Below are 17,026 nucleotides of genomic sequence, written 5' to 3'. Positions count from 1 at the left end.
ACGGGTATAATGCAACTATGAAAATACATTTTTCAAATCAAGGTAATTTAAGAAATTTTCGTAATTTTGTTAATTCTGTGGACTTTTCAGAGCCTGAAAAACTTGAAATTTCTACACATGACAAATGGATTGCTGTCCACCCTGCAAATATAGTAATTGCAGCGGCATTGGCATTAAAAGTTGGTAGGAAGAATGCATGTATTTTAGGCAAAGTACCCAAAACAGGTTTATATCTTGACCGTATGGGGCTGTATTCTCTTACCAATACTTCATCGCCGTTTGCGTATGATAAAAAAGAGTCGTCTGGACGGTTTGTTCCTTTAACTATTATTAAAACTGCAAATGAACAATCGCATTTTTGTTAAAAGTCCAAGCGGTAACTTTTGATTTTGACGGAGTTAGCGGGGTAACCCAGTCTTTTATACATGCTTTGCTTAGCGACCCTATTCGCAAATTCTATAACACAGTTTTTGAAAATTTATATTATAAAAACACTAATGAGGATGTCAAAAAAATTATATCAATAGTATATAGATATATGCAGGAAAGCCTTGATGTCTCAAATGGACGCAGCCGCTGATAAAATATAATTTTATTTACACGTTTTGGCAGCTTGTCATCAATTATCTTTTCAAATGAAAAGTCTTTTCGTATTCTTCCATGGCAAGTATGTATTCTTCGGCTTTTTTGAAGGCGTTGTTTATGTTTAGGGCGAAGTTTTCTCTTCCGATAATTTCCGTAAATCCGAATTTCTTTAAAACTTTCAGCGGGTATTTTTGCACTTGGCAAAGTATAAGTCTTGTGTCGTTTGCCGCACAGCGTTTGTAAATTTTGTAAAGAGCGTGGTATCCGGTGGCGTCTATTGCGGGAACTTTTCGCATTCTTAAAATTATAACTTTATCGTCTTTGACTTTTTCCAAACGGTCTATAAAAGCGCTTGCCGCTCCGAAAAAGAACGGCCCGTTAATTTCGTAAACTACAACGTCTTTGAGCTTCTTTTTATTTTCTATGTCGTCTTCTTCAATGCCTTCGTATATGTCGTCGGAATCGTCTTCCACGCCGGTAATGTCTGCCATTCTTTTCATAAATAACAGCGCCGCTAAAATCATTCCTATTTCTATGGCGTAAACTAAATCTACAAAAACAGTCAGAAAAAAAGTTATAAGCAAAACCAACGAGTCGCTCATTGGCGCTTTGATAAGCTCTTGAAACGCTCTAAAATCCACCATTCTATATGCTACGCTAAAAAGTATTGCCGCAAGAGTTACCATTGGGATAAGCGAAATATACTGCATAAACGCAAGCATAATTATTAGTATAAAAACAGCGTGCGCAATTCCGGCTATAGGGGTTCTTCCGCCGTTATTTACGTTTGCGGCTGTGCGCGCAATTGCGCCGGTGGCGGGTATTCCGCCAAAAACAGCAGAGCCCATGTTGGCTATCCCCTGCGCTATAAGTTCTGTGTTGGAATTATGTTTTTTGCCTATCATTCCGTCGGCAACAACCGCTGAAAGCAAAGATTCTATGCCCGCAAGCAAAGCTATTGTAAGCGCAGGCTGGAAAAGTTTACCCATCATAGAAACGCTAAACGCCGGCATTTCGGGAGAAAAAGTCATGGAGTTTGTTATATCTCCGAAGTGTGAAAAAATTGTATCCACGGGGAGCGCGAAAAATTTAACTATAAGCGTTGAAAGTATAATGGCAGCTAAAGGCGCCGGAAAGAATTTAAGTTTTTTAGGATAAAAAACCATAAGCAAAAGAGAGCCTGCGCCTATTGCCAGCGTTGGAAGACTTATATGTGAAATGCTCTTTAAATAAAGCGCCCATTTTGCAATAAATTCCGACGGAACGCTTGTAAGACCAAGCCCTAAAAAATCGTTAATTTGCGTAGAAAAAAGCACAACCGCTATTCCGCTTGTAAAACCTATAATTATCGGGTCGGGAATATATTTTATGACTTTCCCGAATTTCAACAGTCCCATTAAAATAAGAAAAACTCCCGCCATTGCCGTAGCGGTAATAAGTCCGGAAGTCCCGTAAGTTTGAATTATTCCGTAAACAATTATTACAAACGCGCCGGTAGGTCCGCCTATTTGAACGCGGCTTCCGCCGAAAAAAGAAATTAAAAACCCCGCGACAACAGCGGTAACAAGCCCCTTGCCCGGCATAACGCCCGACGCTATAGCTAAAGCTATAGACAACGGAACAGCGATAAATGCAACTATAAGCCCGGCGTTAATATCGGTAAAAATCCGCTTTGCCGTAAATTCCTGCGACCGGTTTTTAAGTAAAGTAAACAGTTTTGGTTTAAACATTAATATCCTTTTTTTAAAGTAGAAAGTAAGAAGGAGTAAGGAGCAAGTTTACGGCACAACCTTCCTATAATTTTGTTTTTATACTTTTTGTAGCTGCAACTAAAATTTTTACGAGTTCTTGGCAATCTTTATAAAGACTGTTAAATTCAGTTTCAGGCAAAAAAGCTGTTTTGTGCAATAATCTCAGCCAATATAATGTTTCAACAGCTTCTTTTAGAGCTATATATTTCTTTGACAAAAAATCTTTTTTACTTATAGCATATCCCGCTTCCGAAATATTTGCGCCAATGCTTGTGCCTGAACGCAATATTTGTCTTGAAAGAACAAATTCTTTCTTACTGCCACTCAAATATTTATAAAGCTCTATAATCCTAACAGCAAACAATTCGCTTTTAACTTGAGATATATCGTCTTTCATATTCCACTTGCTCCTTACTCCTTCCTACTTTCTACTTATTATGTTGAGATGCGTTATTTTACCACACAAAGTATAAAATGGCAAACCGCTTATTTTTGGCATTATTAAAATGCTATAATGTTGACGTAAAAAACATAATGGAGAATTTATGAAAAATACGCCTGTTTTTGACAAAGTAACGCCAAAGCTTTTGGAAGCCATGCCGTATCAATACGCCGGAAAAGACATTAACGTTTGCATTGAAACCGAAGAGTTTACATGCCTTTGCCCGTGGACTGGTTTGCCGGATTTTGCTTATGTTGTTATCAACTATACGCCGTCTAAAACCGTTGTAGAATTAAAATCTCTTAAGATGTATTTTCAGTCTTACAGAAACGTAGGAATGGTTCACGAAAGCGTAGTCAATAATATACTCAACGATTTGGTAAAAGCAATATCCCCGAAAGAATTAACCATAGACATTGAATTCGGCATCCGCGGTGGAATAACTACTACGGTATCCGCGCAATACTGTAAACGGCAAAGTGGAAAGTGAAAAGTGGAAAGTGGAATTTTACGGCAACTAAAAAGAAAGAGAGATTTATGAAAGACAATATCGTTAAAGATAAGAGTAAGATTTTTGCTATAGAGGTAATAAATTTATACAAGTATCTATATGATGTTAAAAAAGAATTTGTTATGTCAAAGCAGCTTTTACGTAGCGGAACAAGTATTGGCGCAAATATTGCTGAATCGGAATGCGCAATTAGCAGAAAGGATTTTTTATTAAAAATATATATATCATTAAAAGAATGCGCTGAAACAAAATATTGGCTTGAATTATTATATGCGACTAAGTTTATAAATGAAAAAGAGTTTGCAAATACTATAAAAAATTGTGAAGAGTTGAGAAGAATATTGTCTGCTACTACAAAAACGGTGAGAACTAATTTGAATAAAAAGATTTAACGTCTTTGTCGTTAATTTCACTTTTCACTTTACACATTTCACTTTGGAGTTAACAGTGTTTAAAAAAAATAACATACATTTTGTCGGTATCGGCGGGTCTGGAATGTCGGGGATTGCAGAGGTTTTAATTAATTTGGGGCACAATGTGTCCGGATCGGATTTGAAAAAAACCGACGTTACGGAACATTTAAAAAATATCGGCGCAAAAGTTTTTATAGGTCATAACGCAAAAAACATAAAAAATGCCCAAGTAGTTGTAACCTCAACCGCCGTAAGCAAAACAAATCCCGAAGTAGTTGCCGCCCTTAAAAATAAAATTCCGGTTATTCCGCGCGTTGAAATGCTTGCGGAACTTGCTCGTCTTAAATATGCGGTTACCATTGCCGGCACGCACGGAAAAACTACGACAACTTCGCTTACGTCTTTAGTTTTAGACGAAGGCGGTTTAGACCCCACAATAGTTATAGGCGGAAAACTTAAAAATCTTAAAACCAGCGCGCGTATGGGGCGCGGCGAATACATAGTTGCGGAAGCCGACGAGTCCGACGGGTCGTTCTTAAAACTTTCTCCCGTAATTACGGTTGTTACAAATATTGATAACGACCATTTGGATTATTACGGAAATATGGAAAATTTGAAAGACGCTTTTGTGCGCCACATAAACAGCGTTCCGTTTTACGGAGCCGCAATAGTTTGCACGGATAATGCTCTTGTCAGGGAAATTCTTCCGCGTATAAACAGAAAATATATTACTTACGGCTTAACCGGCAACCCGGATATAAAAGCTGCCGATATAAAAACGCTTGCGGAATGCACGTCTTACAACGTTATTTACAAGGGCAAAAAACTCGGGAAAGTTTGCATAAAAGTTCCGGGACTGCACAACATTACAAATTCTTTAGCCGCTATAGGCGTAGGGCTTTGCCTTAATATTTCATTTAACCACATTGCCCACGCTATAAATAAATTTGACGGCGTAGGTCGCCGCATGGAAATTAAAGGCGAAAAAAACGGCGTAACGGTTATTGACGATTACGGGCACCACCCTACGGAAGTAGCCGCTACCATAAGCGCCATAAAACATTTTTGGCCTAAAAGGAAACTTATAGTTTTATTTCAGCCTCACCGATACACAAGAACGCGCAACCTTTATAAAGAGTTCGGCAAAAGTTTTGGCAACGCTGATTTTGTAAAAGTTTTGGATATTTATTCCGCCGGCGAGCCGCCGATAAAAGGCGTCAGCTCGGATTTAATATTAAAAGCTTTAAAAGCAAATAAAAGCGAAGCGGAAAAATTTTTATCCGCGCAAGCGTTGTCTAAAACGCTTAAAGGCGGAGAAATTATTTTAACGCTTGGCGCCGGAGACGTGTGGAAAAAAGGAGAAGAGTTATTAACGCTGATTTAATAAAAACTCTATCTTTGGCAGGCTGTAAAATTTTAGAAAACGAACCGATGAGCAAACGCTGCTCTTTTAAAATCGGCGGCGGCGCCGATTTTTTTGTTGAAATTCCCACGGAAAAAGCCTTGCTTGTTTTTTTGCAAAATATCGGCGAAGAAAATTTTTTTATTTTAGGCGGCGCAACAAATATACTTTTTTCGGATAACGGCTATAGAGGCGCAATTGTAAAACTAACGGAAGAGTTTGCGCAGTTTTCTATAAAAGGTAACGCAGTTACCTGCGGCGCGGGGGCAAGTTTGCCTCTTGTTGTAAAAGCTGCGGCAGAAAATAATTTGTCAGGGTTTGAATCTCTTGCGGGAATTCCCGGAACTGTCGGCGGCGCGGTTTTAGGCAATGCGGGCAGCGCTGCAAAGTGGATATCAAATTCGGTAGAAAGCGTTGAAGTATTTAGAAACGCAAAAAAAGAGTTGTTAAAAAGAGAAGAAATTGTTTTTGAATACAGATCAAGCAATCTAAAAAATGTCGTCATTACAAAAATCAATTTTACCTTGAAAAAAGCAGCCGGAAATGATATTTTAAAAGAGATTTCAGAAAGCATAAACAGGCGCGCGCAGTCGCAGCCGTTAAACACTCCAAACGCAGGTTGTATTTTTAAAAATCCTAAAGACGCAAGCGCAGGAAAACTTATAGACGAGTCGGGGCTAAAAGGCAAAAGTTACGGCGGCGCCAAAATATCGGAAATTCACGCAAATTTTATAGTTAACACGGGCGCTGCAAAAGCCGACGATGTTTTATATCTTGCGGAACTTGCAAAAAAAACGGTTAAAGAAAAATTTAATATAAATTTAGAATACGAAATAAAAATAATAAAATGATAATTCAAAAACTTAAAAATAAAAAAATAGGCGTTTTATACGGCGGAACCTCAAGCGAAAGAGAAATATCGCTCAAATCCGGCAAAGCTGTTTTAAACGCTTTAAAAAAATTAAAACTTAACGCCGTAGGTATTGACGTTGACAAAAACGTTTCCGAGAAAATAAAAAAAGCAAAAATTGATATTGCCTGCATAATGCTTCACGGCCCTATGGGCGAAGACGGAACTATTCAGGGAATGCTTGAAATAATGGGCGTGCCTTATACCGGCTGCGGAGTTTTTGCAAGCGCCGCGTCTATGGATAAAAATATTTCAAAAATATTTTTTAAAAGCGCCGGAGTTCCTACGCCCGAGTGGGCGGTTGTAAGAAAGTTTGAACCTGTGCCCGAAATAAAAAAATTTCCGATAGTCGTAAAGCCTGCAACGCAAGGTTCTGCAATAGGCGTGTCGGTGGTTAAATCGCGTAAAGATTTTGCGAAAGCCGCTAAAGAAGCGTTTAAATATGACGACGAAATTTTAATTGAACAATTTATAAAAGGTAAAGAAATTACGGTAGGCGTGTTAGACGGCGGCGCGCTTCCGGTTGTTGAAATAGTTCCCAAGGGTAAGTTTTACGATTTTAAATCTAAATACGCCAAGGGCGGCTCAAAGCATATAATTCCGGCGCGCATAAGCCAGAAAGCTTACGCTGCCGCCCAGAATTATGCAAAAAAAGTTTTTAAAACTTTTAACTGCCGCGCCGTGTGCAGAGTAGATTTTATAGTAGATAAAAACGATAAAGTCTGGGCGCTTGAAAATAACACTTTGCCGGGAATGACGGAAACGTCGCTTCTTCCCGACGAGGCGAAGGCCGCAGGTTTAACGTTTGCCGACTTAATTTTAAAAATATTAGAGTGTTCATTGGGAAATGGGAATATTTAAAAAAAAGAGATATTCTTACACCGGAAGAGTTACGGCAAGCCATAATTATTGTTCGCGCTCTCCTAAAAAAAGAGGACGGAAAGCCGTTAAACTTTCGGCATATTTAATTATTTTATTTTTGATTGTTTTTTTTGCGTATAAAGGCTGCGGAAAAGTTGTAGATTACGCATACGGTTCGGAAAGTATTTCGGTAAAAGACATAGAAATTGTCGGCGGCAAAAACGTTACAAAGACGGAGATAAAAGAGCTTCTTCCGTTTGACGTGGGCGACAATCTTTTAAAAATAAATTTATCCGACGCCGAAGACGAAATAAAAAAGATAAAGCCGGAACTTAAAGATATAACAATAAGCAGACGTTGGAAAAAAGTCCGCGTGCGGCTTTACGAGAGAACTCCGGAAGCTTTTGTGTATTCGGGCAGAGAGCTTGCGGGCGTGGATTTTGACGATAAACCTTTTCCTTTGCGCGGGTTTATGAGCGGGATGAAAGTTCCCAAAATAATATGCAAAGATTCTCAGGAAAGAGCCAGACTTTTAGGATTTCTTAAAGCGTTTAAACCTGTGTGCAGAGATTTTCTTGACACAATAGACGAAGTTAAATTCTCAAATACCGACGATATAATTCTTGTAACCCGCGACGGAACTCTTATTTTTTGGGGCGACGACAGAGCCGACAGATTGAAATACAGATTTGATAAATTTCAAAAAATTTACGCCGACGCCGTGCTTAAACATAAAAAAATAGAGTATATAAATATGGCTCTTTACGATTTCGGCAGAGCCGTTATAAAACCCAAAATATAAATTTCAAGGCAAAGGAATTCAAAATGGCAAAACAAACTCTTATAGCCGGGCTTGATATCGGAAGCAATCAGGTTTGCTGCGTTGCCGGAGTGCGAGACGATCAAACGAGACTTGTAAAAGTGCTGGGCTCGGCGGTTGTGCCTTCCAGCGACGGAATAAAATCCGGCGCGGTAATAAATATTCAGGAAGCCGCCATGGCTATTTCTAAAGCTATTGAAGAAGCCGAGAAATCCGCCGGCGGACAAATAAGTTCCGTAACGGCCGCTATAAGAGGAAATTTTATAGAATCAAGAAGCGTTAAGGCGAGCGCAAATATTAATCATTCGGATAAAGAAGTTACCGAAGACACCGTGATAAACGCGCTTGATAACGCAAGACAAAAAATTAAAATTAATTCCGATCATGAAGTTTTGCAGATTATTCCCAGAGAGTTTATTTTAGACGGACAAAAAGGCATACAAAACCCTATAGGCATGGAAGGCAACGTTCTTGAAGTGGATGTGCACGCGCTTGTGGCTTCAAGCAGCAATATAGGAAATATTTTTAAAGCTATGAATCTTGCAGGCGTTAATTGCGACGACAGAGTTTATTCTTATCACGCCGCCGGCGAAATTCTTGTTACAAAAGAAGAAAAAGAGCTTGGGTGCCTTGTGGTTGATTTCGGCGGGCTTACGACGGGGCTTGTTCATTATGCAGAAGCAATAATAAGATACACAAATGAAGTTCAGGTAGGTTCCGACCATATAACAAGAGACATAATGCATAAGCTGAGAGCGTCTTTTTCCGTATCCAAAGAAGTTAAAGAAACCAGAGGCGCGGCGTTTAAATACGACGGGTTTCAAAATGCGGAGTTTGATTACGACGGCGCCGATGGAATAAGCGTGAAAAAATTTGATAAGTTTCAGCTTGTGGATATAATTCAGCCCAGAGTAGAGCAGATTCTTTTTGCAATAGAAGACGCTATGAAAAAAAGTTCGTTTGGAGCGGAGTTTTTATCGGGCGGAATAATTCTTACGGGCGGCGGAAGCAGGCTTGACGGAATTGTGAAAGCTTTTGAAAAATATTTCGGCTGCGCGGCGCGTCCGGGAAGACCGGACTTGTCAAAAGTAGTAGGCGCCGACGAAATAATTGAAAACCCCGTATATACCGCGGCGATTGGCGCAATTGCTTCGCCGTTTTCAAATACGTATCCTTTATACAGACAAAAATCGTCGGCAAAAGGCTGGTTTACTAAACTCAAAGGAATGCTTGAAGGAATTTAAAAATGAAAATAATACTTCCTTCCGAACATAATTCTAACGGCCAGCCCGCCGTAATAAAAGTGATAGGCGTGGGCGGCGGCGGATCTAACGCCGTCAACAGAATGGTTGACGCCGGCGTGGGCGGCGTGGATTTTATAGCCATAAATACCGATGCGCAGGTGCTTATGCGTTCTAAAGCTCCGACGAAAGTTCAAATCGGCGAGAAGATGACAAAGGGACTTGGCGTGGGCGGAAATCCGGCGCTTGGCAAAAAAGCTGCGGAAGAAAATACGGAATATATACGGGAAATTGTTAAAGGCGCCGATATGGTTATTGTTACCGCGGGAATGGGCGGCGGAACAGGAACCGGCGCAGCGCCGATTGTAGCGCAAATTGCAAAAGAAGAAGGAATATTAACCGTCGGCGTTGTTACCACCCCTTTTGATCACGAAGCGGAAATAAGAATAACTCAGGCAAAAGAAGGCGTTGATAATATAAAAGAGCAGACGGACGCTTTAATTGTTATACCCAATGAAAGAGTGTTTACAAGCAACTTGGTAAAAGAAGATACTCCTATGTATCTTATGTTTCAATTTATAGACGATGTTTTAAGAAAATGTATTCAGGCTATTACCGATATAATAACTATTCCCGGCGAAATAAATATGGACTTTGCGGACGTGAGAACCGTTATTGCAAATGCCGGAAGCATGCTTGTGGGGATAGGCGAAAGTAACGGCGACGACTACGAAAACGCAATTAACGGCGCAATTTCCGACCCGCTGCTTGATAATTACAATATTTTGGAAGCTGAGAAAGCGATAATAAATATTACGTCAAACTCTAATTATTCTGCGCGTAAAGCGAAAGAAATTTTTAACGCCATTAAAGAAAAGTTTAACATGAAAGGCCACATTTACAGCGGACAAACATACGATAATAGGCTTGACGGAAAAATTAAAATAACGGTAATAGCGGCCGGTTTCAAACATGCCGCCGTGCAAAAAAGAGGGCTTGGACAGGCGAGTTTGTTTGACGATTCTCAACCTGCCGCACAGCCTGCGTCTTCTTCGCAGCCTGATTGGTCAAAACCGGCGTATCTTCATTGGAAAAACAGAAAGTTAGGTTAATGAATAAATATTTTACTTCAAAACCGCAAGGGAATATGAAAGACGAAACGTCAAGGAATATTCTTTTGCGGTTTCTAAATTTAAGTCCTGAAAATTTAGTGCTTGCAAAGCAGATTCACGGAAACCGTGTTGCGGCGGTTAACCGCGCCGACGCCGGAAAATTTGCGGAAAGTTGCGACGGGCTTGTAACTTGCGACAAAAGCTTAATCCTTGGTATTTTTACCGCCGACTGCATGCCGGTTTTGATGTCTTCAAAAAACGGGTATGTCCGCGCCGCGGTGCACGCCGGCTGGAGAGGTTTGGCGGACGGTATTATAGAAAACGCAGTGGAAATTTTTAAGAAAGATTTTAATGTTTTGCCGGAAGACATAGAAGTTGCCGTAGGTCCGCATATAAAACAATGCTGTTACGAAGTGAATTCGGATTTTGAAAAAATATTTAACGTTGCTCTTATAAACAATAAATTTTCGCTTTCGCAAGCCGCTGAAAGCAAACTTAAAGCGGTTGGCGTAAAAGATATTTCCGTTCATTGCGGCTGTACTTTTTGCGGCGCGGACAATTATTTTTCATACAGAAAAAATAAAACCGAAGAAAGACAGCTGTCGCTTGTTTTTTAGACGTAGAATTATTTGATTTGCGACGCTAAAAATAATACAATTTAACTTGAGGTTTTGTTAATATTTTGCAGTAAAAGGAATTGAAATGGCAGCATATAAAGGCTTGATTGAAAAATACAGAAATATTTTGCCGGTTACTGAAAAAACTCCGGTAATATCTCTTAACGAAGGCAATACTCCGCTTATTGCCGCAAAAAATCTTGTAAAAAAACTAGGCTTTAAAGGCGAGATATATTTTAAATTTGAAGGCATGAATCCGACGGGTTCTTTTAAAGACAGAGGCATGACGCTTGCCGTTTCAAAAGCCGTTGAAGAAGGCAGCAAAGCCGTTATTTGCGCGTCCACGGGAAACACTTCGGCGTCGGCCGCCGCATATTCGGCAAGAGCCGGCATCAAATGTGTGGTTCTAATCCCCGAAGGTAAAATTGCTTTGGGAAAACTTTCGCAGGCTGTTATGCACGGCGCGGAAGTTTTGGCTGTGGACGGAAATTTTGACGAAGCGTTAAATCTTGTAAAAGAGTTAAGCAACAAATACCCTCTTACTTTGGTAAATTCAATAAATCCTTTCAGAATAGAAGGGCAGAAAACAGCGGCTTATGAAATATGCGAAGCGCTTGGCCGCACTCCGGATTATCAGTTTATGCCCGTGGGAAATGCGGGAAATATTACGGCTTACTGGAAAGGTTATAAAGAATGCTACACGTCGGATTCCGACAGATATCCTCTTCCTAAAATGATGGGTTTTCAGGCTGCAGGGTCTGCCCCTATAGTTGACGGACACCCTATAACAAAACCGGAAACAATCGCTACGGCTATAAGAATAGGAAATCCTGCGTCGTGGAAAAGCGCGGAAGAAGCCAGAGACGAGTCCGGCGGCGTTATAGACAAAGTTACCGATGAAGAAATTTTAGAAGCTTATAAATTGATTGCGGCTTGCGAAGGCGTTTTCTGCGAACCTGCGTCGGCGTCATCGCTTGCCGGACTTATAAAATATATTAAACAGGGATATTTCAAAAATATTAAAAAAGTAAAAGTTGTTTGTATTCTTACCGGCCACGGTTTGAAAGATCCCGACACAGCGGTTTCAAATGCTGTTAGTCCAAAAAAAGTTAAAGCCGACATAAAAGAAATAATTGCCGCTATAAATTTATAAATTCCGGGGGATAACATGGAAGAGAAAAAACATGCCGAGATAAAAATAGAAATAGATGAAGAAACTTCAAACGGGGTATATTCTAACCTTGCCATGATAAGTCATTCCGAAACAGAGTTCATACTTGATTTTTTATTTTTCCAGCCGCAACAGAATTCAAAAACAAAAGTCAGAACAAGAATTATCACTTCTCCGGCGCACATTAAAAGCCTTATAGCCGCGCTTCAAGAAAACACGGCAAAATACGAAGCTAAATACGGCGTTATAAAAGAATCTGCGGCGCGTGCAGGCAATTCCAAACCGGAATATATTAATTAAAAATATGAAAATCGCTCTTATTTCAACGGGCAGCGAACTTCTTACGGGCAAAGCCAACACCAACGCTGCCTTTATCGGCGACAGACTTTTTTCTTTAGGTCTTGAACTTTCCTGCGTTACCGATATTGCCGACAGAAAAGAAGAGCTTTCAAGAGAGCTGAAAAAAGCGTTTGAAATAAACAGCGTGGTAATACTTACCGGCGGGTTAGGCCCTACCTTTGACGATATAACCGTTGAAACCATGGCGGAAACTTTCGGGCTGAAAATTTATCAGGATAAAAAAGTTTTAGAAGCCATAGCCGAACGTTTTGCAAAGCTCAATATAACTTCTCCCACAAAAAATAACGACAGACAGGCAAACATAATAAAAGGCGCAAAAGTTTTAGAAAACCGCAACGGAACCGCTCCGGGGCAAATGCTGCATTTTGAATATTTAGACGGACAAAAACGCTTAAGAAAAACTTTGTTTTTATTTCCGGGACCGCCTAAAGAATTGCAGCCGATGTTTGAAGAAAACGCCGTGCCGTTTTTTAGAAGTTACGCTTCGGGAATTAGAAAAAATTTTGTAATAAGCGTATTTGGACTTGGCGAATCTGCGGTTGAAGAAATGATAAGACCTGTTATCAATGCCGTGTCTTTTGGCGAAGAAAAGTTTGTGGAGTTTGGAATTCTTGCGCATAAATCAATTGTAGATGTTAAATTTTCCGTTTCAGGAACGGATGAAATGCTTGTTGACGAAACGGTAAGCAATATTAAATCCGGTTTTGAAGAAGTTTTAAAAGATAATATTTTCAGTCAAGACGGCGAAACTTTGGCGTCGGTTTGCGGAAAACTTTTATTGCATAATAAAAAAACCGTAGCTTTTGCAGAATCTTGCACGGGCGGGCTTATTGCAAAAAAAATAACGGACGTTTCCGGAAGCAGCGAATATTTTAAAAGCTCTTGCGTAACGTATTCTAACGAGTCTAAAATAAAAATGCTCGGGGTAAAAGAAGAAACGCTTAATTCTTTCGGCGCGGTAAGCGCGGAGACTGCCGTTGAAATGGCGGCGGGCGTTTTAAAATTTTCAGAAAGCGATTATGCCGTTTCAATAACGGGCATTGCTGGTCCGACGGGCGCAACTAAGGAAAAGCCGGTAGGTTTAGTTTATATAGGCATGGCTTCAAAAAAAGGGACAAAAGTTTTTAAATATAATTTTTTTGGAACAAGGGAAGATATAAGGGAACGCTCATCTAACGCCGCGCTTGATCTTTTAAGAAGAGAACTGTCGCAAAAAGAAGAACCGGTAAAAAACAAAAAAGCGGTCGGCAAAAAATAAAAATGAAAAAAGTAAATTTGCTTTCCGGTTTGCCGAAAGATAAAAGCGGCGACAGAGAAGTTTTTAAAAAGTTCCTTGCGCTTGACGGTAAAAAAATTATTTGCGGCTCTTCAACGCTTGCTGCGTTTTGCAGAGTAACAGAAAAAAATTCCGCGGCGAATTTTGAAAGTTTTAAAGAAGGCAACCCGGCTTATTACCATATTGAAGGAATAGATTTTGCGTCTGAAGGCGCTGTAACTTTAAATCATTGTTTTAAATTTCTCTCTTGCGGAGAAGTTTTGTCAAAAACAGGGGAAGAGCTTGGTAAACTTCTTAGCGAATGCGATGAGATAAATTTTTTTATCGGCTCGGCGGAAAATAAAAATCAGACGCAGGACTTTTTTAAAAAACATGAAATGTTGCCGAGGGCCGAAATAACGGAAAAAATAAAAGATGTTCTTGCAAAATATAAGAAAAAAGTTAACATCAAAAAGTTTTGAGGCGAAAATGAGAAAACTTATCATTGGAATTTTACTTTTTACCGCAGCCACGGCAGCGCGCGCGCAAAGCAGCGCAACTTGGAAAACGTCCGGAATTTTTACGTGGGGCTATAATCAAACCGACGTAAGCCGTAATTGGACAGGCAAAGAAACTTTTGTAAGGTCGTGGCAGCTGGGTCTTACCCTTACGGCTGAAAGAATAAGCGAAAAAACTAATTGGACTACATCGTTTCAGGAAAAATACGGAGAAAGCCAAGCGGCGGGAATTCACTCTATACTTACGGACATGATTGAGTTTAACACCGTGTGGAGTTATAAATTTTATGAGTATTTGCAGCCATACGCTTCTTTTTACCTTCTAACGCAGAACGATGTTTTTTGGGATCCGATAACATACATGGAATCGGCAGGTTTAAGTTTTACTGTTTTTGATAATAAGCTTCACACATTAAAAACGCGCGCCGGAGCGGCAGCGCGTCAGGTTGATAATTCATTGATGGGTAATCAAAGAGAAACGGGCGCGGAAGCGGTTGCTAATTACACTTTGCAGTATTTGAAAGTTTTAAAATTTACGTCTGAAGCAAGAGTGTTTGAAACTTTTGCGCACGGCGAAAATTTGCAGTGGCAAAACCGTTTGTTTTTAAAAACCGGTCCGTGGTTTACTACGGAGCTTGGCTATATAGTTTATTTTGATAATTCAAGAATTCCAGCGCACAGCTGGCCAAACGATGTTGAAACCATGTTTTACGCGTCGCTCGGGTTGTCATTTAATTTGTTTTAAGAGAATAGAATGTTAAAAGAATTTTCATGCGGCGCGGTAGTTTATAAAGTTGAATCCGGACAGCCCGTTTTTTTGCTGGTATTTTCCAAAAGAAACGGCAACTGGGGATTTCCTAAAGGGCATATTGAATCCGGCGAAACTGAAAAATCCGCCGCAAAACGGGAAATTTTTGAAGAAACGGGAATATCGGAAATAGAATTTGTAGGAAATTTCAGAGCGGAAGACACCTATATTATAAGCGGTGCGTTGAAAGAAACAAAAGACAAGCCCGTAGAAAAACATTCGGTTTATTTTTTAGCAAAAGCTTTAATCGAAACGGAAAAATACGACGTAAATGAAATTTCCGAAGTTGCGTGGTTTAACAAGGCTGACGCAAAAAATAAATTATCATTTGAAAATCAAAAAAAAATGCTTGAGCTTGCAAACGAAGCAATTATAAAAACGGAGGGCATATGAGCAATCCTTTAATAAGTGAGAAAGTTTTTGAAAACGCCGAACGCGCGTCCGCAGGCATGACCGTTTCGGGAACTATAAATAAAAGTATTTTCCTGCTGATAATTCTTTTGGCGGGCGCATATTTTCCTTGGACATACGCAAATATTTTTATGCCTTACATTTGGGTGGCGCTTATTGCGGGTTTTGTTCTTGCAATGATTTCAATATTTAAACAAGCCGCGTCTCCGTTGCTGTCGCCTGTTTATGCGGCGTGCGAGGGAATAGTTTTAGGGCTTATATCAGTGTCATTTAATAAATCTTATCCCGGAATTGTAATAAACGCGGTTTTGCTTACGACGTGCGCGTTGTTGTGTATGCTTGGTGCATATAAAACAGGGCTTTTAAAAGCGACGCCTATGTTTAGAAAAGTTGTAATAATCGCAACGCTTTCAATTGCCGTCGTTTACCTTATAGATATACTGTTGAGCGCTTTCGGCGCGGGACGTTTTCCGTATATTAACGATTCCGGAACAGGCGGAATAATTATCAGTCTTGTTATAGTAACAATAGCGTCGTTTAACCTTATTTTAGATTTTGATATGATAGAGAAAGGAGCCCGCCGCGGCGCGCCGAAATATTTTGAATGGTATTGCGCTTTTTCTCTTATGGTAACGCTTGTTTGGCTTTACCTTGAAATGTTAAGACTGCTGGCAAAAACAAGAGATTAATATGGTGTTAGAAAAAACAGAATTTTTTAGAGCCGTAACCGACGTGAAAACTTTACCGCAAAGCGTTGCGGAAGTAATTTTTTCAGGGCGTTCTAACGTTGGCAAAAGCAGCGTAATTAACGCTTTGTGCGGCAGAAAAAATTTAGCGCGCACCTCTAAAACTCCGGGAAGAACAAGAAGCGTAAACGTTTACAGCGTTGTAATGAGAAAGTGGATTATAGATTTACCCGGATACGGTTTTGCAAGGGTCAGCCCTGCGGAAAAAGAACTTTGGAAGCAAATGATTGAAGAATGCATTATAGAAAGAGAAAGCAAAAAAACGGTATATATAATTATAGACGCGCTTGTAGGGCCTACGGAATTAGATTTAAATATGGCGGATTGGCTTAAAGACTATAATGTTGATTATAAAATAGTTGCAAATAAATGCGATAAAATTTCTCAGCCTGATTTAAACGAAATAATAAAAAAAACAGCGGAAATTTTTGAAGTCGGGCAAAATTTTGTTTTTGCCGTAAGCGCAAAAAAAAATACCGGCATTGATAAGTTCCGCGCGGACATAGTTAAATTTTTAAAGTAGTTCAAGGTGGGCAATCTCACCTTAAAAAAGGAAGCAGTAAATGAAGAAAGTATTATTGGCTTTGGTGGCGGCAGTGGTTTTTGCGGGAGTTTCTTTTGCAACGACTCCTATTCAGTTGTTTCTTTGGGACAAAATTGCAATTCCGGCTGACAACGCAGTTGCCGGCATTGAACTTGGTATCGGCTCAAATCTTTCAAGCGTAACAGGCCTTCAGTGGAATCTTATTTGGGCAAAAACAAATGATGCTCCTATTGCATGGCAAATAGGTTTACTCGGTCAGGTAACCGGAAATTTCACAGGTCTTCAGGGCGCGTTTGTAACTTATAACACCGGTTCAGTTACAGGCTTGCAGGGCGCAGCTGTTAACTACGGCGGAGATTTTACAGGTTTGCACTTTGGTTTTCTTAACTACAACAAAACTTTAACGGGAATTGCTTTCGGATTTATTAATTATGCCGAAAGCGCCGGAGATTTTGCAATTCAGATAGGGCTTATAAACTATATCGGCAATTCAAGCATAAAAGTATTGAACGGCTGGTTCCCTTTCATAAACGCAAAGATATAATTTA

At 39.9% G+C, this 17,026-nt stretch carries 22 protein-coding genes; 20 read left to right on the top strand and 2 right to left on the bottom strand.

The genetic code is table 11. From position 1 onward, the window contains the following. Positions 1 to 17 precede the first annotated feature (17 nt). Together Epro_RS04805 and Epro_RS07225 are read left to right on the top strand one after the other, a co-directional pair. Complete coding sequence (locus tag Epro_RS04805; RefSeq protein ID WP_052570865.1) at positions 18 to 365, top strand: hypothetical protein; 348 nt, start codon at positions 18 to 20, stop codon at positions 363 to 365. After that, the gene (locus tag Epro_RS07225; protein WP_052570864.1) at positions 359 to 580 is read left to right on the top strand and encodes an STAS-like domain-containing protein; all 222 of its coding nucleotides are present in this window, start codon (positions 359 to 361) and stop codon (positions 578 to 580) included. Before Epro_RS04805 ends, Epro_RS07225 begins: the two co-directional genes overlap by 7 nt. Before the next feature lie 43 nt (positions 581 to 623). Here the strand turns inward: Epro_RS07225 and Epro_RS04795 are convergent, their stop codons facing one another. Continuing rightward, positions 624 to 2,315 carry a SulP family inorganic anion transporter gene (locus tag Epro_RS04795; protein WP_052570863.1) on the bottom strand — a complete coding sequence of 564 codons (1,692 nt, stop codon included), beginning with the start codon at positions 2,313 to 2,315 and terminating at the stop codon, positions 624 to 626. Positions 2,316 to 2,379: 64 nt separating this feature from the next. Beyond that, on the bottom strand, positions 2,380 to 2,733 hold the full coding sequence (locus Epro_RS04790) for a four helix bundle protein (protein ID WP_052570862.1): 354 nt from the start codon (positions 2,731 to 2,733) through the stop codon (positions 2,380 to 2,382). Between the two features lie 148 nt (positions 2,734 to 2,881). Here Epro_RS04790 and queF point away from each other — a divergent pair, with 148 nt between their 5' ends. From queF to Epro_RS04700, 18 genes are all read left to right on the top strand, one after another. Further along, positions 2,882 to 3,268 (top strand): preQ(1) synthase, encoded by a 387-nt coding sequence (gene queF / locus Epro_RS04785; protein WP_052570861.1) that lies wholly within the window; start codon positions 2,882 to 2,884, stop codon positions 3,266 to 3,268. Between the two features lie 47 nt (positions 3,269 to 3,315). Next, entirely contained in the window at positions 3,316 to 3,681 is a 366-nt protein-coding gene (locus tag Epro_RS04780; protein ID WP_052570860.1) for a four helix bundle protein, read from the top strand. 55 nt (positions 3,682 to 3,736) lie between these two features. Next, positions 3,737 to 5,086: a UDP-N-acetylmuramate--L-alanine ligase gene (gene murC, locus Epro_RS04775; protein ID WP_082121498.1), complete on the top strand. Its 1,350-nt coding sequence runs from the start codon at positions 3,737 to 3,739 to the stop codon at positions 5,084 to 5,086. Further along, entirely contained in the window at positions 5,050 to 5,955 is a 906-nt protein-coding gene (murB, locus tag Epro_RS04770; protein WP_052570859.1) for a UDP-N-acetylmuramate dehydrogenase, read from the top strand. The genes murC and murB overlap by 37 nt, the downstream gene beginning before the upstream one ends. Continuing rightward, positions 5,952 to 6,875 (top strand): D-alanine--D-alanine ligase, encoded by a 924-nt coding sequence (locus Epro_RS04765; protein WP_052570858.1) that lies wholly within the window; start codon positions 5,952 to 5,954, stop codon positions 6,873 to 6,875. Before murB ends, Epro_RS04765 begins: the two co-directional genes overlap by 4 nt. Next, complete coding sequence (locus Epro_RS04760) at positions 6,862 to 7,677, top strand: cell division protein FtsQ/DivIB (RefSeq protein WP_052570857.1); 816 nt, start codon at positions 6,862 to 6,864, stop codon at positions 7,675 to 7,677. Before Epro_RS04765 ends, Epro_RS04760 begins: the two co-directional genes overlap by 14 nt. Before the next feature lie 23 nt (positions 7,678 to 7,700). After that, positions 7,701 to 8,939 carry a cell division protein FtsA gene (gene ftsA / locus Epro_RS04755; RefSeq protein WP_052570856.1) on the top strand — a complete coding sequence of 413 codons (1,239 nt, stop codon included), beginning with the start codon at positions 7,701 to 7,703 and terminating at the stop codon, positions 8,937 to 8,939. Positions 8,940 to 8,941: 2 nt separating this feature from the next. Next, the gene (ftsZ, locus tag Epro_RS04750) at positions 8,942 to 10,048 is read left to right on the top strand and encodes a cell division protein FtsZ (protein WP_052570855.1); all 1,107 of its coding nucleotides are present in this window, start codon (positions 8,942 to 8,944) and stop codon (positions 10,046 to 10,048) included. Further along, positions 10,048 to 10,665 carry a peptidoglycan editing factor PgeF gene (gene pgeF, locus Epro_RS04745; RefSeq protein ID WP_052570854.1) on the top strand — a complete coding sequence of 206 codons (618 nt, stop codon included), beginning with the start codon at positions 10,048 to 10,050 and terminating at the stop codon, positions 10,663 to 10,665. Before ftsZ ends, pgeF begins: the two co-directional genes overlap by 1 nt. A gap of 85 nt (positions 10,666 to 10,750) precedes the next feature. Then, positions 10,751 to 11,818, top strand: coding sequence for a threonine synthase (thrC, locus tag Epro_RS04740; protein ID WP_052570853.1), 1,068 nt, complete (start codon positions 10,751 to 10,753; stop codon positions 11,816 to 11,818). A 15-nt stretch (positions 11,819 to 11,833) separates the two neighbouring features. Further along, on the top strand, positions 11,834 to 12,136 hold the full coding sequence (locus Epro_RS04735; RefSeq protein ID WP_052570852.1) for a DUF3467 domain-containing protein: 303 nt from the start codon (positions 11,834 to 11,836) through the stop codon (positions 12,134 to 12,136). Positions 12,137 to 12,140: 4 nt separating this feature from the next. Further along, a complete protein-coding gene (locus Epro_RS04730) occupies positions 12,141 to 13,454 on the top strand; it encodes a competence/damage-inducible protein A (protein ID WP_052570851.1) in 1,314 nt (437 codons plus the stop codon). Positions 13,455 to 13,456: 2 nt separating this feature from the next. Next, positions 13,457 to 13,933, top strand: a complete 477-nt coding sequence (locus Epro_RS04725) for a hypothetical protein (protein WP_052570850.1) — start codon at positions 13,457 to 13,459, stop codon at positions 13,931 to 13,933. Between the two features lie 7 nt (positions 13,934 to 13,940). Next, positions 13,941 to 14,714, top strand: a complete 774-nt coding sequence (locus Epro_RS04720) for a DUF481 domain-containing protein (protein WP_158409012.1) — start codon at positions 13,941 to 13,943, stop codon at positions 14,712 to 14,714. Between the two features lie 9 nt (positions 14,715 to 14,723). Next, on the top strand, positions 14,724 to 15,170 hold the full coding sequence (locus Epro_RS04715) for a bis(5'-nucleosyl)-tetraphosphatase (RefSeq protein WP_052570848.1): 447 nt from the start codon (positions 14,724 to 14,726) through the stop codon (positions 15,168 to 15,170). Further along, on the top strand, positions 15,167 to 15,877 hold the full coding sequence (locus tag Epro_RS04710; RefSeq protein ID WP_052570847.1) for a Bax inhibitor-1/YccA family protein: 711 nt from the start codon (positions 15,167 to 15,169) through the stop codon (positions 15,875 to 15,877). Before Epro_RS04715 ends, Epro_RS04710 begins: the two co-directional genes overlap by 4 nt. A gap of 1 nt (position 15,878) precedes the next feature. Beyond that, positions 15,879 to 16,457 (top strand): ribosome biogenesis GTP-binding protein YihA/YsxC, encoded by a 579-nt coding sequence (gene yihA, locus Epro_RS04705; protein ID WP_052570846.1) that lies wholly within the window; start codon positions 15,879 to 15,881, stop codon positions 16,455 to 16,457. A gap of 40 nt (positions 16,458 to 16,497) precedes the next feature. Then, positions 16,498 to 17,022 carry a hypothetical protein gene (locus Epro_RS04700; protein WP_052570845.1) on the top strand — a complete coding sequence of 175 codons (525 nt, stop codon included), beginning with the start codon at positions 16,498 to 16,500 and terminating at the stop codon, positions 17,020 to 17,022. Positions 17,023 to 17,026: the final 4 nt, after the last annotated feature.

The sequence above is a fragment of the Endomicrobium proavitum genome (assembly GCF_001027545.1).
Taxonomy (GTDB): domain Bacteria; phylum Elusimicrobiota; class Endomicrobiia; order Endomicrobiales; family Endomicrobiaceae; genus Endomicrobium; species Endomicrobium proavitum.
This window is presented reverse-complemented; position numbering and strand designations above follow the sequence as displayed.